This is a genomic window from Gammaproteobacteria bacterium (genome assembly GCA_040183005.1).
Classification (GTDB): Bacteria; Pseudomonadota; Gammaproteobacteria.
The window spans coordinates 1,553,204-1,576,892 of the sequence record JAMPIW010000007.1 but is presented as its reverse complement, the minus strand read 5'-3'; the positions used below and the strand labels follow the sequence as shown (position 1 = coordinate 1,576,892).

Genomic DNA, 23,689 nt, shown 5'->3' with positions numbered 1-23,689 from the left:
ATATCGTAGGGTGCGTTCCACGCACCATTATCCCATTATCATTGATGCGTGGAACGCACCCTACAACATCATTGTCGTTTTTAACACAAATTGGAATAGGGCCTGATAGGGTTGTTTATGAGCTGGGTTGATTACGCCATTTTCGCCATTCTTGGGCTTTCGGCACTGGTAGGCATAATCCGTGGTTTCGTGCGCGAGGTGCTCTCTCTGGTGGTATGGGTGTTGTCCTTCTGGATAGCGCTAAACTATGCTTCCAAACTTGACGGCCTTTTTGCCGATCACATAGCCATGTCTTCCATGCGCCTTGCCGTGGCGTTTGCAGCGCTTTTTTTAGCCACCTTCATTCTTGGCGGCATTTTCAAGTATTTGATTTCAAGCTGGGTGCGCAAAAGCGTAATCAGCAGCACGGATCGTTCAGTCGGCATGCTCTTCGGATTGGTGCGGGGCGTGCTGGTGGTATCTGTGCTGGTGGTGGTGATTGGCGTAACGCCACTGGTTCAGGCTCAGTGGTGGAAAACGTCAGCGTTCGTAGATTATTTTCAGGGTATGGTGTTGTGGGTGCGCGACTGGCTGCCGCATGGCGTCGCCCGTAGCTTCATTGATGGGCTGAAGCGTTGAGCATATCCCGAATTTCCTCTGTTTTTTGTAAACCCAATGGGTAGGTGATCCTCATGTGTGCCATTATCGGTATCGTCGCTAACAGCAGTGTCAATCAGGCCTTATATGATGGCCTCACTGTCCTCCAGCATCGTGGACAGGACGCTGCGGGAATTGTCACCTGCGACAGCAGCGGCAAGTTTTACCTGCGCAAGGACAACGGCCTGGTGCGCGATGTATTCCGTTCCCGGCACATGCTCAATCTGCGCGGCAACATGGGTATCGGCCATGTGCGTTATCCGACGGCAGGTTGCGCTACCTCGGCCGAGGCTCAACCGTTCTATGTCAACTCCCCCTTCGGCATTGCGCTTGCGCACAATGGCAACCTGACCAACGCCAGTCAGCTAAAGCAAGATATGTTTCTTGAAGACCGGCGTCACATCAACACCGATTCTGATTCCGAAATCCTGTTGAATGTGTTCGCGCATGAATTGCAAGAGCAGGACAAGCTCAAAATCGGCGCGCAGGATATCTTTAATGCCGTGGCGGGTGTACATCGGCGCTGCCGTGGCAGTTACGCCGTGGTGGCAATGATCAGCGGCCATGGCATCGTCGGTTTCCGCGATCCCTTTGGCATCCGCCCCGTTGTCTTCGGCAAGCGTGAGACAGACAAGGGCACGGAATACATGATCGCCTCCGAGAGCGTCGCGCTGGACGGACTCGGTTTTCAGCGGGTACGCGACATCGCCCCCGGCGAGGCGGTGTTTATTGACCTTGAGGGCGGGCTTCATATCCAGCAATGTGCCGAGAACCCGGTATATTCACCGTGTATCTTCGAGTACGTGTATCTGGCGCGCCCAGACTCGATCATTGATGATGTGTCGGTGTATAAGGCGCGCCTGCGCATGGGCGATAAACTGGCTGACAAAATTTTGCGCGAATGGCCGGATCACGATATCGACGTAGTGATCCCCATCCCTGACACCAGCCGTACCGCCGCCATGCAATTGGCCAACAGGCTGGGCGTGACATACCGCGAAGGGTTTATCAAGAACCGCTACATCGGCCGTACCTTCATTATGCCGGGGCAAAAGCAGCGCAAGAAATCCGTGCGCCAGAAACTCAACCCCATCGACCTCGAATTCAAACGCAAGACCGTGCTGCTGGTGGACGACTCCATTGTGCGCGGCACCACTTCGCAGCAAATCATCCAGATGGCCCGCGAGGCCGGCGCACGCAAGGTCTACTTCGCCTCCGCCTCCCCGCCAGTGCGCTATCCGAACGTCTATGGCATCGACATGCCCGCCGCCAGCGAACTGATCGCCCATGGCAGAAGCGAGGCCGAAGTGGCTGAAGCCATTGGCGCGGACAAGCTGATATTCCAGGATCTGCTGGATTTAATCGAATCCGTACGCAAAGGCAATCCCAAGCTGGAACGCTTCGACGCCTCCGTGTTTACGGGCGAATACGTTACCGGCGACATAGGTAAAGACTATCTCGATCACCTCGAACAGCGTCGCTGCGACCTCACCACCGCGGCTCAAGCCCGCGATGCCGAGGCCTCGATGATTGACTTGTACAATTCCCCTTAGGGTGAATGGCGCTGACTTAAGCCGCAGAGGTATTAGCACGCTGGGCTAATAGATTGAAATAAAAGGGAAGGCTGGCCACCGAGATGGGTAGGATGTTGTTACCACACATCACCCGCCAACCACCGCGAGGCCAGCCTTGAGCAATCGTAATGCCAAAGTAACTACTCACCCCCTACCAATCAAATTCACCCTTAAGCGCCATTTGAACAGCGATAAGTGGATTGTGTCCTTTGTTCGTAAGCGTCCAGCCGCTCCACCTGTACAGCTCAGTCTGATGCCTGTACAGACCGCAACGGCAACAGCTCATCAATGCAGCTGTTAGGCCAGGTCGGCAGTTTCTCCGTAAGCGTCCAGCCGCTCCACCTGTACAGTTCAGCCTGATGCCTGCACAGACCGCAACGGCAACAGCTCATCAATGCGGCTGTTAGGCCAGGTCGGCAGTTTCTCCGTAAGCGGCCAGCCGTCCCACCTGTAGTTTTCCGCGAAGCCCGTGCACTCTTGCTGCTTTTTCGGAGGGACTCCAGATGGCGAAGAGGCATGGGCAGGAATTCTGGCGAGAGCATCTTGAAGCCTGGCGTCGAAGTGATCTGACGCAGAGGGAATATTGTGCGAACCAAGGGTTGGGTGAGAAGGCGTTTTATCGCTGGCGGCGCAAGGAGAGGGAAGCCGTTGCATCGGCAAAGTCATCCCTCACCTTGGTGCCGGTCAGCGTGGGTGCACCGGTAACGGGGAACGTCGTACGGCTCCACAGTCCGGGCGGCTGGAGAATCGAGCTGCCGACAGAGGGCGCACCGTGGCTGGCCGACCTGTTGCGGCAACTGCCATGATCCCCACGCCCGCACAAGTCTGGCTGGTGGTCGAACCGATCGATATGCGTGCCGGCATTGATGGCCTCTCCCAGCGGGTACAAAACACGCTCGGCCGGTCCCCTTGCGACGGCACGGCCTACGCCTTCCGCAACCGACGCCAGAACCGCCTCAAGCTCCTGATCTGGGATGGCACCGGCGTCTGGCTCTGTCAGCGTCGCCTGCATCGTGGTCACTTTATCTGGCCGACATCGGACGCCACCACCTTCGCCCTCACGCCAGCACAATGGGACTGGCTGACCGCCGGTGTCGACTGGCAAAGACTCTCGGCGCCACCGCCGTCACAGTGGCAAGTGTGAGCGCGTTATTTTAGTGAATAAACAGCCTAAAACCCTTGCCGTTACTGGCTTGCGGAGCATGCCAGTGGTAAAATACAGGCATGGATTTAGCCGCCGAACTCGCCCAATTCAAGCCCGATCCCGCCTTGGCGGAATGGATAGGCAAGCTGCTCGAAAGAACCCAAAAAGATGCGCTCAAAATCCAAGCCCTGACCTTCGATCTCGCCTACTACAAGCGCATTCGCTTTGCCAGCAAGAGCGAACAGTTCTCCTTGGAGCAGCGCGAGCTGTTCGAGGAAAGCTGGAATACCGACACCAGTGCGCTGGAAGCCGAAGTGGAACAGGTGGCATCTACCCGGCAACCCAAGCGCGAACGCGCCGGTCGCCAGCCGTTGCCGGATCATCTCCCGCGCATCGAGCATCGCCACGAACCTGAGGGTTGCACCTGCGGCCAGTGCGGCAAGGATCTGGTCAAGATCGGCGAAGACATCAGCGAGCAACTGGATGTCGAGCCCGCCCGCTTCTTCGTGCATCGCCACATTCGTCCGCAGTATGCTTGCCGTGCTTGTGAGACCGTCAGTGCGGCGCCGATTCCGCCGGCGGTCATCGACGGCGGCATGGCGGCGCCGGGCTTGCTCACCTGGGTGATGGTCAGCAAATTCATGGATCACCTGCCTCTCTACCGGCTGGAGCAGATCGCGGCCCGCAGTGGGGTTACCCTGTCACGCTCCACCTTGGCCGAATGGGTAGGTCGCATTGGCGTGGCACTCCAGCCGCTGGCCGAGAGACTCCGCCAGCGCACCGTCCTGCACGCCGACGAGACCCCGGTGCAGCAACTCGACCCCGGACGGGGAAAAACGCTACGCGCCTATCTCTGGGCCTACCGAAGTTGCGATCTCGAACAGGGAGACCCCCTCGTCCTCTTCGACTACCAGACCGACCGGCGCGGCAAACATGCCAGGAACTTCCTGCAAGGCTGGAAGGGTGCCCTTATGGTCGATGATTATGCCGGCTACAAAGGCCTGTTCGCCCACGCCGTGGTGGAACTGGCGTGCCTGGCCCATGCGCGGCGGAAATTCTACGATCTGCATGCCGCCCATCAGAGCCCGATTGCGGCCGAGGCATTGAAGCGCATTGCCGGACTCTACGCCATCGAAGATCAGGGCAAGACCCTGGGCATCGAAGATCGTCATGCATTACGCCAGCAACACGCCAAGCCGAAGCTGGACGAATTCCATGCCTGGCTCCAGCGCACACGGCTCACCACCGCCACGGGTAGCGGCACCGCCAAGGCCATCGACTACAGCCTCAAACGCTGGGATGCAATCAAGCGCTACCTCGGGGATGGCCGTTACCCCATCGATAACAACCCGGTGGAAAATGCTATCCGTCCTATTGCGCTTGGTAAAAAGAATTGGCTGTTCACCGGCAGTGAACGCGCGGGCCGCCGCGCCGCCGCCATCCAGAGCCTGTTCGCAACGGCGAAACTCAACGGCATCGAGCCGGCTGCCTGGCTGAAGGATACGCTGGAGAAACTGCCGACCTGGCCTAACAGCCGCATTGATGAGCTGTTGCCATTGCGGTCTGTGCAGGCATCAGGCTGAGCTGTACAGGTGGAGCGGCTGGACGCTTACGATGCTGATGGTGATGGCTGCAGACAAACGTATTATGCGGCAATTTGTAATTTCATTCCGGCTCAAAGCACTCGGCTGGATTGCCACATTTGTCATGGGGCTGGTCGCCGTGGCGATGTTCATCACAATCTTCGCGACCTGAAACGACGAGTTCTACTGGATGTCGATGAGTTGTAGCGCCCACCGGTCTGTTCTTGATCAGGTTGCGCCCATTGCGACAAATTCGATGCGAGCCCGTACCCCGCCGCCGCTCGTCTCGCCAAGGGTCACTGTGGCACCGTGGCTTTCTGCAATCGCCTTGACAATCGCCAGCCCCAGTCCACTGCCTGTCTCTTCGGTTCCAGCGCGGCGATAGAATCGGTCGAATACCCGCTCGCGGTCTTCGGGCGGAATCCCCGGTCCGGTGTCGGCGACTTCCGCAAATGGCCGTCCCTCCTCGATACCAACCGACACATCGACCTTACCACCCGCGGGAGTGTAGCGAATCGCGTTCTCGACCAGATTCGCAATCAAAATGCGTAGCGCATCGGCGTCGCCCTGCACCAGCACGTTGTTATCCGCCGAAGAGACACCAAGATCAATCTGCCTGGCTTCGGCCAAGCGAATATGCTCCGCGACAACCAGACGGACAAGCTCCCCGAACTTCACTGGCGCAAATGGGCGCTCGACCTCACCCGGTTCCTGGCGTGCAAGAGTGAGCAACTGTTGCACCGCATGAATCGTGCGTTGCAACCCTTGTTCCAGCTCCGCAATAGTCTCAGTGCGTTCCTGCGCATCCGTTGCCCTTTTGACGAGTTGTACTTGAAGCTGCAAGGCGGCGAGTGGCGTGCGCAGCTCGTGGGCGGCATCGGCGATGAAATCACGCTGAGCCTCCATGGCGCTTTTCAGCCTTGCCAGGAGATCATTGAGCGCGTGCACCAGCGGCTGCACTTCTTCCGGCGCCCGTTGCTCAGATAGTGGATCCAGAGCTGCTGGCGTCCGGGCGGTCACCGCTTGCGCGATTTGCGCAAGCGGTGACAAGCCGCAGCCTACAACAACCCATATCAGCACACCCAACACCGGCAGCAGGATAAAGAACGGCATCAAGGTGCGCAGAGCGGCCTCAGCGGCCAGTTCGTTGCGCACGCTCATCGGCTGGGCGACCTGAATGGTCTGTCCGCGCAACTGGGCGGTGAATACGCGCCATGCGCCGTCTCTGGCCTGGATGGTGGAAAAACCGAGCTGTGCGTGATCGGGTAGCGCGCTATGCGGATGCGAATAGTAGAGCCTCACGCCTTCCCGATCCCATACCTGGATGACGAAATCGAAATCTTCCTCATCGGCTTCGCCTTTGGGTGCCACCGCACTTTCAAATGCCTGGTCGCGCAGCGAAAGTGCGACTTGCCGCAAGTGGTAATCGAAAATTTCATCCGCCTCCTCACGTGCCATACGATACATGGCAAATGCACCGAGCAGCATCACGGTAGTTACCGCCACGAGCAGTGCCACCAGCAGATAGCGGCGGATTGATGTCACGGCTCTTTCTGCACCATGTAGCCCACACCCCGGATGTTCTTGATAAACTCCACGCCCAGTTTGCGCCGCAACGAGTGTATATATACCTCAACCGCATTGCTCTCGATCTCTTCACCCCAGCCGTAGATTCGCTCCTCCAACTGAGCCCGGGAGAGAGGTACGCCGGGCCGTTCGAGCAGTGCATGCAATAATGAAAATTCCCGCGCCGATAAGTTCACTCGCACATCGTCGAGAAGTACCTCATGAGTGGCAGGGTATACAGCGAGTCTGCCATGCTCAATGATCGGCTCAGCGCGGCCAGCTTGCCGCCGCATCAGCGCGCGGATGCGCGCGGCAAGCTCGTCGAGATCAAAAGGCTTCACGAGGTAGTCATCTGCGCCTGCATCAAGTCCCTTCACACGATCAGCCACAGAGTCCCTTGCTGTAAGGATGAGCACAGGAATGAGATTTTTTCTGCGGCGAAGGTTAGCGAGGACATCAAGCCCAGCCTTGCGCGGTAGCCCAAGGTCAAGCAGCACCATGTCATACACGCCATTCTCCAACGCCAACTCGGCGGCCTGTCCATCGCGAACCCAATCGACCGTGTAGCCGTCCTGCTTGAGCCCTTTCTGGGCGCTTTTACCAATCATGGCATCGTCTTCGACGAGCAACAGACGCATGGATCTACCTCACCAATAAAAATATGTCATCACGCTGTTCCATCACCGTAGCCTGCTCACGTCACTATGGTAATCATTATGTTTAGATAAACGTGCCGCTGTCACCCCAGGGATCATCATCCGCTGCTCCATCAGAGGATGTCAAAAAATCCCCACTTCCCATCGAATTGGACTGGGCGGTATCCGGATAGTAATTGTTGACAGTGGTATTCTCAACGATCCCATCTGTTGGCGTGCCGAAGCCATTACCACCAGAGCCATGATGACCGAAAAGGCTTTCGACCCCTTGAAACAGGAACGCGCCACCAGCCACGCCTGCTGCCGTAGCGGCGATGTTCTTGAGCCACGGTGATCCACCTGACGGAACAGCGGCAGGGGCAGAGGCAGACGCTGGCGCTGCAGCAAAAGGTTGCGCAGGTGTGACAGGCGCCTGGAACGTGTTGCCGGAAGTGCGCGGATCACTGTTTCTGGCAATTTGCAGCGCGGCTTGCTGTTGGGCGACTTGTTCCTTGACGTGGTCGAGCGCGTTCTCCAGCAACAGCACACGCTGGGTGAGCAGGTATGCGGCATCCGGCTGCTGGGCGACAGCTTGTGCAATCAACCCATCCGCTTGAGGATCTTTTTCTATGCCGCGCACACGAACAAGTTGTTCCAACATCAGGGTAAGCCGGGTAATGTCTTGGTTAGTCATATTGTCTCTCCAAAATAAAAGGCATTAAGTTAGTCTATGCGCATGAGACGGGGGCAGGTACCTGCCCCCGCTTGGCTTACCCCTCATCTTCCTCCTGCCCTTCACGCTCAGCGTCGGCCTTGTCCGGCTTGGCACTGATGATTTTGCCGTCAATGCTATCGACCTGAACGTCCATTACCTTTTGTGCGCTCGCGACCTCGACATTGTAGACAAGGCGGCCATGCTCATCTTCCAGCGAAGCGCGCGAGGCCTTTCCGGACACATGCTGCTCCGCGACTGTGATCGCCTGGGAAAGCGAAACCTTCGTCTTCGCCAGCTCTGCGAAAGCATCGTTCTCATGCTTCTTCTCGGAATCCGCATAAGCAAATGCGCCAGCCGTACCCAACACGATGAGTGTGCCCATCAAGATAATCGTTTTCTTAGCCATGATTACTCTCCATTCAATGTGAATCATCGATCCGGCATGATTGCCGTTTCGTGGAGGTCATACTAGAGGTAGATACTTAAATGAGGCTTAAAGTCGAAAAGGAATTTTGACGGCTCCATTCCAGGGCAATCCCAGCTTCGCCATTCCCGGCCTGAAACGGTTCGCAGACCCACAGCCCAGCCACAGCCGCGAGTTGATCGCCGATATAAATCAGCGGTAGGAGGTCGCGCTGCCAGGGTGGTATGCCCTGCTCCTGCAAGAGTTTTTTCAGGATGTGGGTGTGCCCGCGTCCGGCGGGGCGGCATCGCTCACCGCCTTGACGGAAGCGCACGCTAACGGTTGATGCGCGGCACAGTGATGCCTTGAGACCACCGCCCATCACGCAGTGCGCAGTCAATCTTCCATTACAATTCGGCAATAGCAGAGGTTGATCCAGATCCCATGCCAACACAGCGTTGGCATCATGCGCGGGCAATGGAGGCATGGCATAAATCAGGTCGCGATAGCGACGCACCTCGGCGCCGGCCCAGCGCACGCACGGCGTGCTGTCTTCGGCAGCGGCCAGCACGTCGTCCTGAATCCTCTGGAGGTGCGCCGCCCACGGCGCAGGGAGGCCCAACTTTTTGAACCAGCGGCGCAGCGCATTGCGCTGGCGCGCATCGTCCAGCTTTAACAATTGACTGACCGGCAATGTGCCCGGTAGTGGGCCACGCAACGCTTGCAGATCATTGTCCGCCAGCACATCCAGCAATGCCGCCGCCTCGGCAGCGTTTGTAGCAGCGCGCGACAGCGTGTTTGCACATGCCGGCCAGCGTTGCATGAAATGTGGCATGACTTCATGGCGCAGGTAATTGCGCTCAAAGCCGGTGTCGAAGTTGCTGTGGTCATCGACCCAGGAAAGATCATGCTGCGCGGCATAGGCGGCCAGTTCGTCTCGCGTAAAGCCAAGCAGCGGGCGCGCGAGACATCCATTGGCAAACGGGGTATTCACGGGCATGGCGGCCAGACCATGCGGGCCGGCGCCGCGCAGCAGTTGCAGCAGCAGGGTTTCGGCTTGGTCATCCTGATGATGGGCGGTGAGCAGGCAGTCGTCTGCCTCAATGAGCGAGGCAATGGCCTGGTAACGTGCCTGGCGTGCTGCCGCTTCGGGACTCTCACCGGGCTGGGGCGCGGCATTGACGCGCAGCGTATGACAAGGAATGCCAAGCCGGGCACAGACTGCCTCACAATGACGCGCCCATTCGCCCGAGTGAGGACTCAGGCCGTGATCGACATGTACGGCACACAACAGTAAATCGGGGGACAGGAAGGCGCGTATTCCAGAGAGTGCATGCAGCAGCACGGTAGAATCGCGTCCGCCGCTGTAAGCTACCCAAAAGCGTAGCGCGGGCGGCAACTGGTTTAGCGCATTGAGAAGGCGTCGTGAGAAGGCGTCTGCGGGGGGGGGGCGGGCAGTCATGAATGATTCAGCTTCACATCATGAGACAAAGGCAAGCAGGCAGATGCCTTCTCCTCCTCCCTCTTCAATTTAAGACGGGACGCCGCAAAAACGCCCACTCACTTACGGGCAGAGGCATAATGACCAAAGTTCATGAGCCGTGCATAACGGGTTTCGAGCAGCTTGTCGATATCGATCTGGCTGAGGCGGTCCAAATCCTTCGCCAGCACTGCCTTGAGGGTGGCTGCCATGGCGTCAGGGTCACGATGGCTGCCGCCCAACGGTTCTTCGATCACATTATCCACCAGACCCAGCGCCTTGAGTTTGGCGGAGGTAATACCTAAGGCTGCGGCCGCCTCGGCGGCCTTGTCCGCGCTTTTCCATAGAATGGAGGCACAACCCTCGGGCGAAATCACTGAATAGGTACTGTATTGCAACATCTGCACATGATCGCCCACCCCAATGGCGAGTGCGCCGCCGGAACCGCCCTCGCCGATAACGGTGCAAATGATAGGGATGCGCAATTCGGACATCACTAACAGATTGCGCGCGATGGCCTCACTCTGATTGCGCTCCTCGGCGTCAATGCCGGGATAAGCGCCGGGGGTGTCGATGAAGGTAAGCAGAGGCAACTTGAAACGCTCGGCCATCTGCATTAGGCGCAACGCCTTGCGGTAACCTTCCGGTCGCGGCATGCCATAATTGCGCCGTACCCTTTCCTTGGTATCACGTCCCTTTTGCTGGCCGACCACCATCACCGGCTTGTCATCCAGGCGCGCAACGCCACCGACAATTGCGGCGTCATCGGCATAACTGCGGTCACCATGCAATTCTTCAAAATCGGTGAAAATCCGGCTCATGTAATCCAGCATGTAGGGACGCTGCGGATGGCGCGCCAACTGGGCGGTCTGCCATGCAGTAAGCGAAGAAAAGATTGATTTTGTCAACACCCTGCTGCGCGCTTCGAGGCGCGTAATCTCTTCGCTGATATTGATCTCATTGTCGCTACCTACGTAACGCAATTCTTCGATCTTGGCCTCCAGCTCGGCGATAGGGCGTTCAAATTCAAGGAAGTTCAGATTCATAGGGTTTACGTAGTGAGATGTTCGGTTGGAATAACGAAGGTGGCGGCACGGCAAGCACTGCACCTATTTCTGCCGCAAACAACCAATATAAATATACTCCGATGCCCGACGCTTGCCAAGCAGCATGCCTATTGCATGCCATCGCCAGGGGACCGGGATGGTGGCGCAGCAGGGAATGCCCGCATCAGTTGGACACTGGCGTAAAAGTGTGTATAAATAGAACGATGGTTAGTGATGATTTTTGCTTGTGTAGAGGAACAAGAGCATGAAAGTAAACCACATTTTGAAGCAGAAAGGACCCAACATTTACAGCATCACCCCAGATCGGTTATTGACCGAGGCGGTGGCGCTGATGATGCAAAACCGGATTGGATCACTGGTGGTGATGGATGAGGGCCGCCTTGCCAGTATTGTCACGGAGCGCGATGTGATGGGGGCGGTGGACAAGTACGCTGCCAATCTGGCGGATGTACGGGTACGCGATGTCATGGCGCCGAAGCTGATTACCTGCGATGCCCAGGACACTCTCGACCATGTCATGAATTTAATGATGCGCAATAGCCTCGGACATCGCGTTCGCCACTTGCCGGTCATGCGCGATGGCGAATTTGCCGGCCTGATCTCCATCGTCGACATTGTGCAAGCCCTGCTCACCGAAACCCAGTTCGAGAACAACCTGCTCAAGAATTACATCAAAAACTGGCCGGAATCCGAAGAAGCGTAGACGCAACAGGACTGTTTTTCATCCCTGATTGAAATCTTCAATTTGCAGGCATGTAGGGCGGGTTCTACCCGCCATTAATCAATCAACCTCACCAAATTCTCCATCAAGATCTCCTCCCACCCATATAGAAGACCACAAGTGCGGTAGCCGGATGTGATGGTCTGGCTCTTGGTGTCCACCTGGTAGATGAATTCGCCGAGGACGCTGTATTTGTATTCCCAGTAGCCCATGCGGGGGTCGGTCATGCTGCGCTTGCGGCTACGCAGGTCGTAGATGAGCTCGACCTTTTTTTCGGCCAAACACCGCAATACTGGATCAACCTGCAAAGCCATTACGACATGGACTGCGCAATGGACAACATAGACGAAGGCTTCGCTATGAAATAGCACCGCTGCAGGCTGCTTGAGGCATGCGGCCAACCCGGTAGGGCTGGTTTTCAATAGACAACCAGAGATAACCAGTTACACAGATATTTGCACACCCTCTCGTCGCCAGTTTTTTCCGTGCGCCAACTTGTGATTATGCGAAAATATGAAGCTTTACTAACGTAGTTATTAGCAAGCACTCATGAGCGCTCAGGCCAACTGAGCCCGAAAAAAAACGCGGTGACTGGAGTTACTTTCCAGTCACCGCATTAGCGGTTAAGTTTAACGACCTTTAACAGCGTCTTTGATGTTTTCTTTGGCATTGCCAACGGCTTTTTGCACCTTTCCTTCAAGTTGTTTTCCAAGGCCCTTTACTTGCTGCTGTTCATTGCCTATTGCTTCGCCAACTTTTTGTTGCACTTTACCGGCAACGTCTTTCACTGCACCTTTCACTTGATCTTTGTTCATGGTAAGTCTCCTTTTAAATAATTAATATTCGCGTTTTTTGTTAAAAACTACGGCGTTATTTATCGGCCTTGATTACAATCTCGCTTTTAACAGAGGTTACTCCTTTGGTCGCGCGCGCAATTGAAACAGCCTTGTCAGCCTCTGCTTGAGTAGAGGCAGTCCCACTCAACAACACCGCGCCGGCGTTATCGGTATCGACTTTAAGCTTCGTCGCGCTGGTAAGGTGTTCCGCTGCCAGCTTGGCCTTTATCTTGGTTGTTATTACCGAATCCTTAACGAAGGCGGCAGGGTGCGAACGGTCCATGTCTGCATCCGCATAGACCATAACAGGTGTCAGTAAAGTACCGATGATAAAGCAAGTTGCCGAAAATGTGACTTTCATAGTGTGCTCCTTCAGTGAGAGAGCATATGATCCCACCACTTCTTGCAAATAGTCTGTACGCTGGCACACACAAGATAGTGACCCAGCGCAGGGCCAGGCCTTGCTTTTTGCCATTCCCTAACTGGCAATAATTTCAGGCTACTTGCTTTGTCCCTTGCCGGCCCGGCGGCGAGACAACCAGGCCGCGTTGTTCAATCGCTCGCCACGACCGATGCGTAACGGTCGTTTTGATGATTCGCCAACGGGTAGAAAAATCAGCGTCGCCGTCCGGGAGTGACCAGATGCAATGCATGTGATCCGGCAATAGTACCCAGGCATCAATGGCGAACGGTAGCGTTTGTCGTACCCGTGCAACGCCTACGCGCAGCGCCGACCGAACATCGGGATCGATCAAAAACGGTTGGCGCCGATACGTATTTACCGTGAAAAAATAAGTGGCTCCACCGAGCCTCGCGCGCCGGGAGTTGGGCATGATGATTCATCCAGGCAATGGAAGGTTGAAACCCCAATGTTAGTGGTTTTTTTGGCATTGTTATGGCGGGTGTGACCCGCCCTACCAGGCTCAACCCATATATGGTCTCCTCCCGTTTTGCAAGACACCATGCACACTCTGACAGGGACAGGATTGCTTCCATATATCCGGCCTATTTATGAGGAAGTTTCTCCTCTGGCCTCGATGTGATCTGCGCGTATCGTCCTCATCATCCTACCGGCGTTCAACAGCCTTTGGGTTGAACAGGTTTTCAATACGCTGGTCTTACCTGTGGTGTCATCATGTTTACACTGTCTTCGCAATCGTCGGCAGGTCTACCTCTTTTGCTCTCTTACACTCTTACACTCTTACACTCACTGCAACGCTATTCCGGCCTATGCCGGACAATACACCGTCTCATTGCGCAACAGCGCCCAGCCGGCCTACGCGCCAGTTTGTTGGCCAATGCCACGGCGGCTTTGTTGGTGCCGCGCCGCTCACGGATACGGTTGACCCAGCGGCTTAAGGCATCCTCCTTGTTCTTGGCATGCAGCACGACGCTGCGCGCGCCGTGGATCAACAAACTGCGCAGGTACTTGTCGCCCCGTTTGCTGATCCCCAGCAACACCTCCTTGCCGCCGCTGGAGTGTTGGCGCGGCACCAGCCCGAGCGAGGCGGAAACAGCGCGCCCGCATTTGTAGGCACTGCCATCGCCGACATGGCTGGCAAACACGCTGGCGACAATCGGACCGTAGCCGGGCAGTGTTTGCAGGCGGCGGACTTGCGCGTTCTGGCGGCTGTGCGCTTCGACCTGGCGCGTGTAGGGTCGATGTGTTCTTCGAGTTCAACAAGCTGTTCATAGCCCCGCGCCAGCAGCGCACGGAACATGTCGCTCAGTCCATTCTCGGCATCCTCCAGCAGCAGGGGGATACCGCGCCTCACCGTCGCCACGCCTTTGTTCATTACAATGCCATACTCCGTCACCAAGGCGCGTAACTGGTTGCAGAGCGCGGTCCTCTCCTTGACGCGTTGCTGACGCAACCGGTGCAGCGCCTGAATGTCCTGTTGCTCTACCGTCTTGATGCCGACAAACCGCATCCCCGGGCGTCGTTGTAGTCGTTCTTGTTGCCCTTCACATAAGGCTTCACAAACTGCGGCGGGATCAGCTTCACCGTGTGCCCCAGCTTTTCCAGCTCACGCCCCCAGTAATGTGCACCGGCGCACGCTTCCATCGCCACAAGACACCGCTCGAGTTGCGCGAAATACTCCCTCACCTGGCTATGCCGCAACATTCGTTTACTGACCTCCTTATGCTTCTCGTCAAAACAGACGACATGAAACACGCTCTTTGCCAGATCCAGCCCAATCGTTGTAATCTTCATCTCGGTCTCCTCTCCTTATTCATTTCGATGGTTTGTTACAACTCCATCGTGGCGCATTCGACGCTGGTTTAGAAGGGGGAGGAGACCATCACATCAGGCTACTTGCTTTGTTCACCAATCACATCGGTTTCCTTCTGTACGATAGCCAACGATAATGCCTTGCGGATTAACCTCCCAGTGGATAATACATCCTTCTCTTTCAGGCGCGACATAAACCCAATTACCGTTCTCAAGTTTATATCGTCTATCTTTCCAACCTATACGTGATGCGTAGCTTCCGGGTCGCGCTCCAGCCTCGATATAACTATTAATTGGCTGACCGACCACACCATTAACATATTCAGTAAATGGACGAATTTGTGACATACACCCAAAAAGTGTTATGGATAATATATTTAATGGAATAACATAAAATACTTTTTTCATCCCAGCCACCAAATTACCACTCCCTCTTGGATTGAGTTACCGTCAATACTCCCCCGGGTACGTCATCAAGTAGGGCTGCCGACGTTATAGCAGCGGCTGGAATCATGCCAGGCACATTAAACACATTCCTCGCAAAATTACCACCCCACTCATCCAACCGAATTTGGAATACATCATGCAATCCGCTTACTGCATTGACTCCGGGAATATGGTTGGCAAATCTGCTAACGATTCCACCCTCACCCCACCAAGAGCTTGGGTCAACAGTGCCAGCTGTCCCGATGTTGATCGCACCCTTGACTGGCATGTCGAATGTTCGTTTATTTACCGCGCCTTCTCCTTTTTGCCATGTGACGTCGTATTTCACAGCTTCGTTATAGGCATATGATGCCGACGAAGTCATAACTGCGAATTTAAACCCATCCCTGAACTGCCCTCCCTGTAACTCAGAAGACACCCCACCCGCCACAGAATTCGCCGCCACTCTCTGCAAATTCCAGGTGTCCCCGAAGTATCCGCCGACTCCGCCCGTGAGGCCGCCTCCGACGCCTCCTCGCACTGCGGGCTTGAGCTCCCCGCCGCTGGACAGCAATCCCGCCGTGAATCCTCCCGTCGCGCCGGCGATGGCGCCGGCCGTCGTGGTCATCACCGTGGCGCTGCCCGTGGCAACGGCCAGTCCGGCGGCGGCGGAACTTCCCAGGAATGCGCTTGCCGCCGCGCCGCCCGTGTAAACCGCCGCGACGACGATGGCCACCGTCTTCACCGTCTCCCTAAACCACTTCTGCTTCCAAAACGTAACTACTCACTCCCTTCACACGAAAAATAACTTAAAAATCTCTTGACAGGTTTTTTCTATCGAAAAAACCACTTCCTTATCTCGGTGTAAAATCTATTCTCTATTGCCGCTGGCAGGGGCTTTGATCTCTTCAATGAGCCGCCTTGCCATTTCAAGTCGAAAAAACCATTTCAGCCTGATCTGACCGTTATCAGGGGGTCGAAAAATGCCATGTTATCCTTTGGCTATTCCAAACGTATAGCCCCCCTTATTAATGGCAAGCCTAGACAAAACCTCGGTCAGAAACGAAGTCAGCCGGTTGAAAGCGGATTTTGAGCAGCTCAGTTGCGACGGTAAAGTGCCTCGCGAAACTCAGGTGCTTATGAATAGCATGTTCATGATGATGGAGCTGATGCTCTCCATTTTTCTGGAAAGAATAACCAAGAAAGACAGCCGCAACTCCAGCAAGCCCTCCTCCCAAACGGAAAAGGACGACTCCTCGTTGAGTCATCCGGGGAGCCAGGGTAAGGGGAAAAACGAAAACGGCGCCCTGCTGAAAAACACGCGCGTCAAAGAGAGTGTGACTCTTTCTAGAGTCCGCCTCTGCGATGTATGTGGCGAAGATCTGGATAATACGCCCTGTAGTCACCATGAAAGACGGACGAAGATCGATATTGTTTTTGAGAAAGTCGTTGAGCATGTGGATGCCGAGGTCAAGCAGTGCCCGGTCTGCGATGCGACGGTCAAAGGGAAGTTCCCGGCGGATATGCACGGCCCGTTGCAATACGGCGATGGCTTAAAGGCCTTTGTCATCAATTTACTGGTGTCTCAGATGGTCGCGATCAATCGCGCGCAAACGCTGCTGACCTCCATGATCGGTGTTGTGATCTCTGAAGCCACTCTTCTGGCTTTTGTGCTGCGGCTTCATCGTGCCTTGGAGCGGTGGGAGCAGCACGCCACCGCACAGCTGCTGAAAGCACCCTCTATGCATGTGGATGAGACCTCCTTGCGGGTGGATAAGCAAAACCACTGGATACACGTGTACTCCGCAGGGGAGATCACCCTCAAGTTTTTACATCGAAAACGGGGCACGGCAGCGATTTCGTCGATTGATATTATTCCGCGCTACGGTGGCGCCATTATCCATGACTGTTGGTCATCCTACTTGTCCTATGATCACTGCTCTCACGGCCTGTGCGGCTCGCATCTGCTGCGCGAATTGACGTTCATTGTTGACGCCAATGACTACGCCTGGGCGCGCCACATGAAACGCCTTTTACAGGAGAGCTGCGCCACCGTCTCCAGAAGCACGGAAAAGAGATTGACCGATGAAGCGCTGGCGCGGTTGCAAAAGCGCTACCGCACGATTCTCACCCGTGGCGAAAAAGAGCTTCCACCTATTCCCCAAAAGCCCAGCGGCAAACGCGGCAAACTCGCCAAGTCAGATGCGCACAATCTGCTGGAGCGATTGCAAAAACATGAGGCATCCGTCCTGCTGTTCGCCAAAAACCCGCATGTCTCCTTCACCAATAATCGGGCCGAGCGTGATTTGAGAATGTCCAAGGTGAAGCAAAAGGTCTCAGGCTGTTTCCGCTCAGAGATTTATGCTCAGGCTTATTGCCGAATATCAAGCTATCTGCAAACCATGGCCAACAAGGGGCATAATCCTCTTCTTGCGATTCAAATGGCTCTCGCGGGTGAGGTCAACTTAATCGGGGGTGAGTAGTTACTCCAAAACTTCTTATACCCGGTCGGATCAGTATACTTCAGCGGGTTGTTGTTGACATAGGCGTAGCGGTTGAGGTCTTGCAGGTTGGTGAGGTTTTGGATATACGGGTCGGCCTGGGTAAAGCCAAGTAGGGTGGGCACGTGGTTTGCGCCCACGCAGCCATATCATTCACCAAATGTTCCAGCCCGTACCCCACTCTCGACACCACCCCAATCAAGCGCATAGGCACCTTGTGCGACATGGCGGTGAAATGTTGAATGGGGCCATTCCGATACCTGTTGGCATAACCCATGTTTGACCGGATTGTAATGGATGTAATCCACATGCCGTATAAAATCCATTTCATCACGGATTTGGTGTTCCCAATAACGGCGTTGCCACAGCGCCGATTCCCGGTGTTTCCGTTTCGATGCGGTAAGCCAATCGGGACGCTTATACGCCGCCGCACAGGCCACGCTTACCCGCCGTTTGATCATGCTCCAGCGTAACGGGAAGTCAGTATCGTCCGGTGGCAATGTCCAGATACAATGCAAATGATCAGGCAGCAGAACCCATGCGTCAATGTTGAATGGCCGTTGTTCGCGCACCGCAACAATCGCGTCTCGCAACGCCGTGCGTATAGGCGCATCGCACAAAATCGCTTGGCGGCGATACGTCACCAGCGTAAAAAAATAGGTGGCCCCCGCAGTATTGGCCCGGCGATAGCGTGACATAACGACATTATTGCATCATGGGTTAAGTTTATTTTACGCGTGGGCACAGGAGACGTGTCCACGCATCATGTGATGCATCAACATCATGGCACGGCCGTGTGATCAGGTACCCGTCCCGCCGTTTGGATCCCCCCGGACGACCAAGAAGCAACAAAAAAATCAAATCAACCATTGGCATACGTCGTAATCATTGATCCCGCGTGGGCACAAAAAACGTGCCCACCCTACCGGATCTTGCAATCCAATATCACCTATTTGAGGCACCATTGCCAACAGACATATGGTTAATGCAAGCCATGCCCCCATTAGCCCGGTCAGGGTCTGGGAGTGGCTCTGGATGGCTGCAACCGTGAGTCGAATTGAAATGGCTGCGGTTCGGCCCAGCGGATGCGCGTAAAATCAGGATGAACTGGATTCAATAAAAAGTTGTTCTCTTCTGAAATTACCGCCGAGGCTACCGCCAACACGGCGGTCTCGCGCCGTGCAAACCACATGGCGCCGATCTCTTGTAACGCATCGGGCGGCGGATAGTCTTTCCAGTTGGACGGCAAATCGCCGATGGCCACATGCTCCACCGGAATGTCATCGGGAATGTCCAGCGCAAAGGACATCAAATCGTCGGGCAACAGGTCGTAGTCGGCATGGACGAGGAGTTCAAGAGTGGCGAGGGCAAGCGACGACGTGTACGCCCTTGGGGTTCCAGCGGCCGCCAGCGAGACGGGCGCCGTCGCCGGTGAAGGCATTCTTGACGAATTCCGCCTTCACTAAGCGCCAGACGCGCATTTAACCGGCAACGCCGTGTTCGAGGCGGGTCAACACGTCATCTACCTGCGAGGTTCCCAAGTCAGTATCGAGCAAGGATAACGGGGAGCAGTTGCCGAGGCCACGATTTGGACGATGCAGCCACTGCGCGGCCTTCTCCGAGGTTCCCAGGGCGGCAGTTGCGTGTACGGCCACGCGCGCAAGGCGCATCAATCGGTCGGATTCCGCCGCCTGCAGGTGCTGGGCCTGTTTGCGCCGGGTCAATGTGCGGGTCGGCAGGGCGAGGACAGTTTCAATTTCCTCGCGGGTCAAATCCATGGCATCTATTACCCGTTCTAACGCGATGTAGGGGAAGCCTGCCCGGACTACCGCCAACAAATCCGCGTGAGTTTGTACAGGCCGCCCCAGGGTCTTGGGGCCACCTAAGAGATTGGTGATGCCCTGTAATACATAGCTCATGTGAAAAACCTCATTTGGCCATTAGTCCTTATAGCATCGGCCATATGGCCGAACAACCCAAGGTTGGTGCAAAACCAACGTCCAGCATCATCAAAGCACATAGACCACTGCCGGAATAAAACTACGGCGCCAGCGGCGGTGGCGGCAAAAGCGAGGGCGGGGACTTTGTCAGGCGGGGATTCAGAATTTCTTTGGGGGCTGTCAGATCGGATCGTGACTACTACGCAACAGGACTATTTTATCCCTGCTGGAAATCTTCAATTTGCAGGTGGTTGCTTTTGGCGAAGTTCATCAGAAAAGCAAACACCAGTGGTTCGTCCTGTTCCAGGCTTTTGTCTACCAGCACGCAACTGATTCCCTCGATGGTGATCATGCTGACCTTGGGATGAAACTCGATGCGGCGGCCTGCGCCGACTTTGCCAACCGCAGTGGTGATGCGCTCGGCCCAATCACTGGGACGAAACTTTCTGCCGTCCTCGGTAACGCCCCTGATAATAATTTTTCCAGTTACGCCGCTCATTATCTAACCGTGTCCGTGTCCAATTTCATCCAGCAAGATGCTCGTTTTCCCGGTGCTTGTCAAACGTCAACAGAGCCTAGTAAACCACCCTCACTCTGCCCTCTCCCGCCAACTCCTGTAGACGATGCAATAGTTCATCGCTGGGGTGAACGCGCCATTCCTGGCCCAAGGCGAGCTGCGCGCGCGCGGTGTGTGCGCGGTATTCAATCCATACCGGGCACACGCCCTCGCGGAACGGCGCCAGCCGCTGCGCCAACTCGCCGACGAAGCCATTGTTCGCCTGGCGCTCTTCGACATCGATAACTAACCGCTTGGCATAGGCCTCGCGCGCTTGATCGATATCAAAAATCTTGTCCGCACTCATCTTGAAACCTCCGGAATACTCGTCCACGCTTACGGTGCCTTCCACCACTAGCAGCTTGTCTTTGATGATGAGGTTACGGTATTGACGGAAGTTTTCGGGAAACACCGCCAGCTCGATGCGTCCGCTGCGGTCGTCCAGGGTGATGAAGGCCATGCGGTCGCCCTTGCGGCTCATCATGGCGCGCATCGCCACCACCAGGCCAGCGATAACAACGGACTGGTCACGGCCGGGCTTGAGATCGACAATGCGTGCGCTGATGAAACGCGCCAGCTCGTGTTCGTAACGCACGATAGGGTGGCCGGTAAGGTACAGCCCGAGGGTTTCCTTTTCCCCGGTGAGACGCTGTTCTTCATTCCATTCGGGTGTTTCGACATAACGCGTTTCATGCGCCTCGCTCTCGCTCACGCCGCCTGGCGCCGCGAAAACACCGAACAGATCTTCCTGCCCTGCGGCATCGTTACGCGAATGCTGTTCGGCCAACTGCGTAGCGGCGGTGAGCGAGGCCATGAGCGTGGCGCGGCCCGCCCCCAGCCCATCAAGCGCACCCGCACGAATCAGCGCCTCCAGTACGCGCCGGTTGGCCTTGCGCAGGTCGATACGCTGACAAAAATCGAACAGGTCGCGGAACGGAGCCTGCTTGCGGGCGGCAATGATGCCCTCAATGGCCGCGCTGCCCGCACCCTTGACCGCGCCCAGGCCATAGAGGATCGTGTTGTCATCGCTGACGGTGAAGGCACATTCGCAGGTGTTGATGTGCGGCGGCAGCACGGTCAGCTTCATGTCACGGCATTCGTCGATCAACGTTACGACCTTGTCGGTATTGTCCATATCCGCGGACAACACCGCCGCCATGAAGGCCGCCGGGTAGTGGGCCTTGAGCCAGGCGGTCTGGTAGGACAACAAGGCATACGCGGCCGAGTGGGATTTATTGAAACCGTAACCTGCGAACTTTTCCATCAGGTCAAAGATGTAGGCGGCGATCTTTTCATCTACACCGTTGTTCTTCGCGCCATCCACAAAAATGGCGCGCTGCTGCGCCATTTCTTCAGCTTTTTTCTTGCCCATGGCGCGGCGCAGCAGGTCGGCGGCGCCCAGACTGAATCCGGCCAGCACCTGGGCGATCTGCATCACCTGCTCCTGATAAAGGATCACGCCATAGGTAGGCTTGAGGATCGGCTCCAGCGCGGGGTGCGGATATTCCACCTTGGTACGCTTGTGTTTGCGGTTGATAAAGTCGTCCACCATGCCGGACTGCAATGGGCCGGGGCGAAACAACGCCACGAGAGCCACGATGTCTTCGAAACAGTCCGGTTGCAGGCGTTTGATGAGATCCTTCATGCCGCGCGATTCAAGCTGGAAGATCGCAGTCGTCGCGCAACGCTTGAGCAGGGCGAAAGACGGCGCGTCATCCAGCGGGATGCGGACGATATCCAGCAGCGCCTCGCCGCGCGCGGCGCGTCCTCGGTTGATGTTCTTCACCGCCCAGTCGATGATGGTGAGCGTGCGCAACCCCAGGAAGTCGAATTTAACCAGCCCCACTGCCTCGACATCGTCCTTGTCGAATTGCGTTACCGTTCCCGCCGCGCCTTGCTCGCAGTAGAGCGGCGTGAAATCAGTGAGCGCCGAGGGTGCGATCACCACGCCTCCGGCATGCTTGCCGGCGTTGCGCGTCAATCCCTCCAGCGAGCGCGCCAGGTCGATCAATCCACGCACGTCCTCTTCCTGTTCGTAGCGGCGGCGTAGCGTCTCTTCTTTCTCCAGCGCATCGTCGAGCGTGATGCCCAGCTCGAAGGGGATCAGCTTGGCGATCTGATCGACGAAGCCATAAGGATGCCCCAGCACGCGCCCTACGTCGCGCACCACGGCCTTGGCCGCCATGCTACCGTAAGTGATGATCTGCGACACGCGGTCGCGCCCGTAGTGCTCCGTCACATACTCGATGACACGGTCGCGGCCCTCCATGCAGAAGTCGATATCAAAATCCGGCAGCGAGACACGCTCAGGGTTTAGAAAACGCTCGAACAGCAGGTCATAGCGGAGCGGATCAAGATCCGTAATTTCCAGCGCATAGGCCACCAGCGACCCCGCGCCCGAACCGCGCCCCGGCCCCACCGGCACATCATTCTCCTTGGCCCAACGTATAAAATCCGCCACGATCAAAAAATAACCGGCAAAGCCCATGCTGATAATCACGTCGAGTTCGCGCGCCAGTCGTTCGTCGTACTCAACGCGCTGTTGGGCAAACTTGGGGGCCTGGGTATCGAACAGGAAAGCCAGGCGCTTTTCCAGTCCGACACGTGCGCACTCGCGGAAATAGGCGTCCATGGTCATGCCTTCCGGCACGGGGAAATCGGGCAGGAAGTTTTTACCGAGCGTCAGCTCCAGGGTGCAGCGGCGCGCGATCTCCACGGTATTTTCCAGCGCCTCGGGAAGATCGGCAAACAGCTCGGCCATCTCCTGCGGGCTGCGCAAATACTGCTGCTCGGAATACAGGCGCGGGCGGCGCGGATCATCCAGCACGCGCCCCTCATGGATGCACACCTTGGCCTCGTGCGCGTAAAAATCCTCAGGCTTGATGAAGCGCACATCGTTGGTGGCCACCACCGGCACGTCGAGCGCCTGGGCCAGACCGACGGCGTCGTGCAGGTAATCCTCTTCATGCTCGCGTCCACTGCGTTGCAATTCCAGGTAGAAACGTTCGGGAAACAGCGCCTTCCAGCCATTGAGCAGCACCTCGGCTGCTCCCCGGTTGCCCGCCAGCAGGGCTTGCCCTACATCACCGGCACGCCCGCCGGACAAGGCGATCAACCCATCGCTCGCGCCCTCCAGCCACTCCCTGCGGAGCATGGGGATGCCACGCTGCTGGCCTTCGATATAGCTGCGCGACACCAGGCGTGTGAGGTTGAGATAACCCTCGCGGTTCTGGCACAGCAACACCAATCGCGACGGTTGATTATGATCCGCCTCATTGTGCAGCCACACATCCACCCCGATGATCGGCTTCACGCCTGCCGCCTGGGCTGCACGATAAAATTTCACCATGGCGAACAGATTGGATTGGTCCGTCACCGCGCAAGCCGGCATACCGGCAGCGGCGCACGCCTTCACCAGTGGCTTGACACGCACAACACTGTCAACCAGGGAATATTCAGTATGGAGATGGAGGTGGACGAAGCCGGGGGTCATTTGTCAGGTTTCCGGAGTTCGAGGTGCACTTTGCAAGGTCTAAGAAAGACGACAGCCGCCCATTGCGGGAAAGATCATATAATAACAAACAACTATTCCCCCCATACAAAAAAACCGGCGCCTTACAATAGAGTAGGCCGCCGGTCATATGAGGGCATCTTTGCGCTCAGAGCACGCAAG

The 23,689-nt window shown here is 56.4% G+C and carries 26 protein-coding genes and 1 pseudogene; 8 read left to right on the top strand and 19 right to left on the bottom strand.

Annotated elements, in window-relative coordinates; all coding sequences use genetic code 11:
* Window positions 1-117: 117 nt before the first annotated feature.
* The 6 genes from M3A44_13380 (at window position 118) to M3A44_13355 (ending at window position 5,109) form a co-directional block, all read left to right on the top strand.
* Window positions 118-618, top strand: coding sequence for a CvpA family protein (locus M3A44_13380; protein ID MEQ6342598.1), 501 nt, complete (start codon window positions 118-120; stop codon window positions 616-618).
* A 53-nt stretch (window positions 619-671) separates the two neighbouring features.
* Window positions 672-2,189: an amidophosphoribosyltransferase gene (gene purF, locus M3A44_13375; GenBank protein MEQ6342597.1), complete on the top strand. Its 1,518-nt coding sequence runs from the start codon at window positions 672-674 to the stop codon at window positions 2,187-2,189.
* Window positions 2,190-2,713: 524 nt separating this feature from the next.
* Window positions 2,714-3,016 carry an IS66 family insertion sequence element accessory protein TnpB gene (locus M3A44_13370; protein ID MEQ6342596.1) on the top strand — a complete coding sequence of 101 codons (303 nt, stop codon included), beginning with the start codon at window positions 2,714-2,716 and terminating at the stop codon, window positions 3,014-3,016.
* On the top strand, window positions 3,013-3,354 hold the full coding sequence (gene tnpB, locus M3A44_13365; protein MEQ6342595.1) for an IS66 family insertion sequence element accessory protein TnpB: 342 nt from the start codon (window positions 3,013-3,015) through the stop codon (window positions 3,352-3,354). The genes M3A44_13370 and tnpB overlap by 4 nt, the downstream gene beginning before the upstream one ends.
* An 80-nt stretch (window positions 3,355-3,434) precedes the next feature.
* Window positions 3,435-4,937 (top strand): IS66 family transposase, encoded by a 1,503-nt coding sequence (locus tag M3A44_13360; GenBank protein MEQ6342594.1) that lies wholly within the window; start codon window positions 3,435-3,437, stop codon window positions 4,935-4,937.
* A gap of 31 nt (window positions 4,938-4,968) precedes the next feature.
* Complete coding sequence (locus M3A44_13355) at window positions 4,969-5,109, top strand: hypothetical protein (protein MEQ6342593.1); 141 nt, start codon at window positions 4,969-4,971, stop codon at window positions 5,107-5,109.
* Window positions 5,110-5,165: 56 nt separating this feature from the next.
* On the opposite strand, the gene M3A44_13350 is transcribed toward M3A44_13355, so the two are convergent.
* From M3A44_13350 to M3A44_13325, 6 genes are all read right to left on the bottom strand, one after another.
* A complete protein-coding gene (locus M3A44_13350) occupies window positions 5,166-6,482 on the bottom strand; it encodes an ATP-binding protein (protein MEQ6342592.1) in 1,317 nt (438 codons plus the stop codon).
* On the bottom strand, window positions 6,479-7,141 hold the full coding sequence (locus M3A44_13345; GenBank protein ID MEQ6342591.1) for a response regulator: 663 nt from the start codon (window positions 7,139-7,141) through the stop codon (window positions 6,479-6,481). The genes M3A44_13350 and M3A44_13345 overlap by 4 nt, the downstream gene beginning before the upstream one ends.
* A gap of 82 nt (window positions 7,142-7,223) precedes the next feature.
* Complete coding sequence (locus M3A44_13340) at window positions 7,224-7,832, bottom strand: DUF2076 family protein (GenBank protein MEQ6342590.1); 609 nt, start codon at window positions 7,830-7,832, stop codon at window positions 7,224-7,226.
* A gap of 76 nt (window positions 7,833-7,908) precedes the next feature.
* Window positions 7,909-8,259 (bottom strand): PepSY domain-containing protein, encoded by a 351-nt coding sequence (locus M3A44_13335; GenBank protein ID MEQ6342589.1) that lies wholly within the window; start codon window positions 8,257-8,259, stop codon window positions 7,909-7,911.
* A gap of 76 nt (window positions 8,260-8,335) precedes the next feature.
* Window positions 8,336-9,718: a tRNA lysidine(34) synthetase TilS gene (tilS, locus tag M3A44_13330; protein MEQ6342588.1), complete on the bottom strand. Its 1,383-nt coding sequence runs from the start codon at window positions 9,716-9,718 to the stop codon at window positions 8,336-8,338.
* A gap of 98 nt (window positions 9,719-9,816) precedes the next feature.
* Entirely contained in the window at window positions 9,817-10,782 is a 966-nt protein-coding gene (locus tag M3A44_13325) for an acetyl-CoA carboxylase carboxyltransferase subunit alpha (GenBank protein MEQ6342587.1), read from the bottom strand.
* 265 nt (window positions 10,783-11,047) lie between these two features.
* On the opposite strand from M3A44_13325, the gene M3A44_13320 reads away from it, so the two are divergent.
* The gene (locus M3A44_13320) at window positions 11,048-11,506 is read left to right on the top strand and encodes a CBS domain-containing protein (protein ID MEQ6342586.1); all 459 of its coding nucleotides are present in this window, start codon (window positions 11,048-11,050) and stop codon (window positions 11,504-11,506) included.
* A gap of 74 nt (window positions 11,507-11,580) precedes the next feature.
* Here the strand turns inward: M3A44_13320 and M3A44_13315 are convergent, their stop codons facing one another.
* The 7 genes and pseudogenes from M3A44_13315 to M3A44_13285 form a co-directional block, all read right to left on the bottom strand.
* Complete coding sequence (locus M3A44_13315) at window positions 11,581-11,946, bottom strand: hypothetical protein (protein MEQ6342585.1); 366 nt, start codon at window positions 11,944-11,946, stop codon at window positions 11,581-11,583.
* 207 nt (window positions 11,947-12,153) lie between these two features.
* Window positions 12,154-12,339 (bottom strand): CsbD family protein, encoded by a 186-nt coding sequence (locus M3A44_13310; GenBank protein ID MEQ6342584.1) that lies wholly within the window; start codon window positions 12,337-12,339, stop codon window positions 12,154-12,156.
* Between the two features lie 55 nt (window positions 12,340-12,394).
* The gene (locus tag M3A44_13305) at window positions 12,395-12,721 is read right to left on the bottom strand and encodes a BON domain-containing protein (GenBank protein ID MEQ6342583.1); all 327 of its coding nucleotides are present in this window, start codon (window positions 12,719-12,721) and stop codon (window positions 12,395-12,397) included.
* Window positions 12,722-12,854: 133 nt separating this feature from the next.
* Window positions 12,855-13,193: a transposase gene (locus M3A44_13300; GenBank protein MEQ6342582.1), complete on the bottom strand. Its 339-nt coding sequence runs from the start codon at window positions 13,191-13,193 to the stop codon at window positions 12,855-12,857.
* 395 nt (window positions 13,194-13,588) lie between these two features.
* Window positions 13,589-14,575, bottom strand: a pseudogene (locus M3A44_13295) (IS110 family transposase).
* A 111-nt stretch (window positions 14,576-14,686) separates the two neighbouring features.
* Window positions 14,687-15,001 (bottom strand): hypothetical protein, encoded by a 315-nt coding sequence (locus M3A44_13290; protein MEQ6342581.1) that lies wholly within the window; start codon window positions 14,999-15,001, stop codon window positions 14,687-14,689.
* A gap of 13 nt (window positions 15,002-15,014) precedes the next feature.
* The gene (locus tag M3A44_13285; protein MEQ6342580.1) at window positions 15,015-15,755 is read right to left on the bottom strand and encodes a hypothetical protein; all 741 of its coding nucleotides are present in this window, start codon (window positions 15,753-15,755) and stop codon (window positions 15,015-15,017) included.
* A gap of 295 nt (window positions 15,756-16,050) precedes the next feature.
* On the opposite strand from M3A44_13285, the gene M3A44_13280 reads away from it, so the two are divergent.
* Entirely contained in the window at window positions 16,051-17,502 is a 1,452-nt protein-coding gene (locus M3A44_13280; protein ID MEQ6342579.1) for an IS66 family transposase, read from the top strand.
* Here M3A44_13280 and M3A44_13275 read toward each other — a convergent pair.
* The 6 genes from M3A44_13275 to dnaE all read right to left on the bottom strand — a co-directional run bounded on the left by M3A44_13275 (window position 17,457) and on the right by dnaE (window position 23,509).
* Window positions 17,457-17,645 carry a hypothetical protein gene (locus M3A44_13275; GenBank protein MEQ6342578.1) on the bottom strand — a complete coding sequence of 63 codons (189 nt, stop codon included), beginning with the start codon at window positions 17,643-17,645 and terminating at the stop codon, window positions 17,457-17,459. The two genes, M3A44_13280 and M3A44_13275, sit on opposite strands and share 46 nt — an antisense overlap.
* A gap of 24 nt (window positions 17,646-17,669) precedes the next feature.
* Window positions 17,670-18,218, bottom strand: a complete 549-nt coding sequence (locus M3A44_13270; protein MEQ6342577.1) for a transposase — start codon at window positions 18,216-18,218, stop codon at window positions 17,670-17,672.
* Between the two features lie 314 nt (window positions 18,219-18,532).
* The gene (locus M3A44_13265) at window positions 18,533-18,961 is read right to left on the bottom strand and encodes an RES domain-containing protein (GenBank protein ID MEQ6342576.1); all 429 of its coding nucleotides are present in this window, start codon (window positions 18,959-18,961) and stop codon (window positions 18,533-18,535) included.
* Window positions 18,962-19,001: 40 nt separating this feature from the next.
* On the bottom strand, window positions 19,002-19,439 hold the full coding sequence (locus M3A44_13260; GenBank protein MEQ6342575.1) for a DUF2384 domain-containing protein: 438 nt from the start codon (window positions 19,437-19,439) through the stop codon (window positions 19,002-19,004).
* 238 nt (window positions 19,440-19,677) lie between these two features.
* Window positions 19,678-19,959: a DUF3579 domain-containing protein gene (locus tag M3A44_13255; GenBank protein ID MEQ6342574.1), complete on the bottom strand. Its 282-nt coding sequence runs from the start codon at window positions 19,957-19,959 to the stop codon at window positions 19,678-19,680.
* Window positions 19,960-20,035: 76 nt separating this feature from the next.
* Window positions 20,036-23,509 (bottom strand): DNA polymerase III subunit alpha, encoded by a 3,474-nt coding sequence (gene dnaE, locus M3A44_13250; protein MEQ6342573.1) that lies wholly within the window; start codon window positions 23,507-23,509, stop codon window positions 20,036-20,038.
* Window positions 23,510-23,689 lie beyond the last annotated feature (180 nt).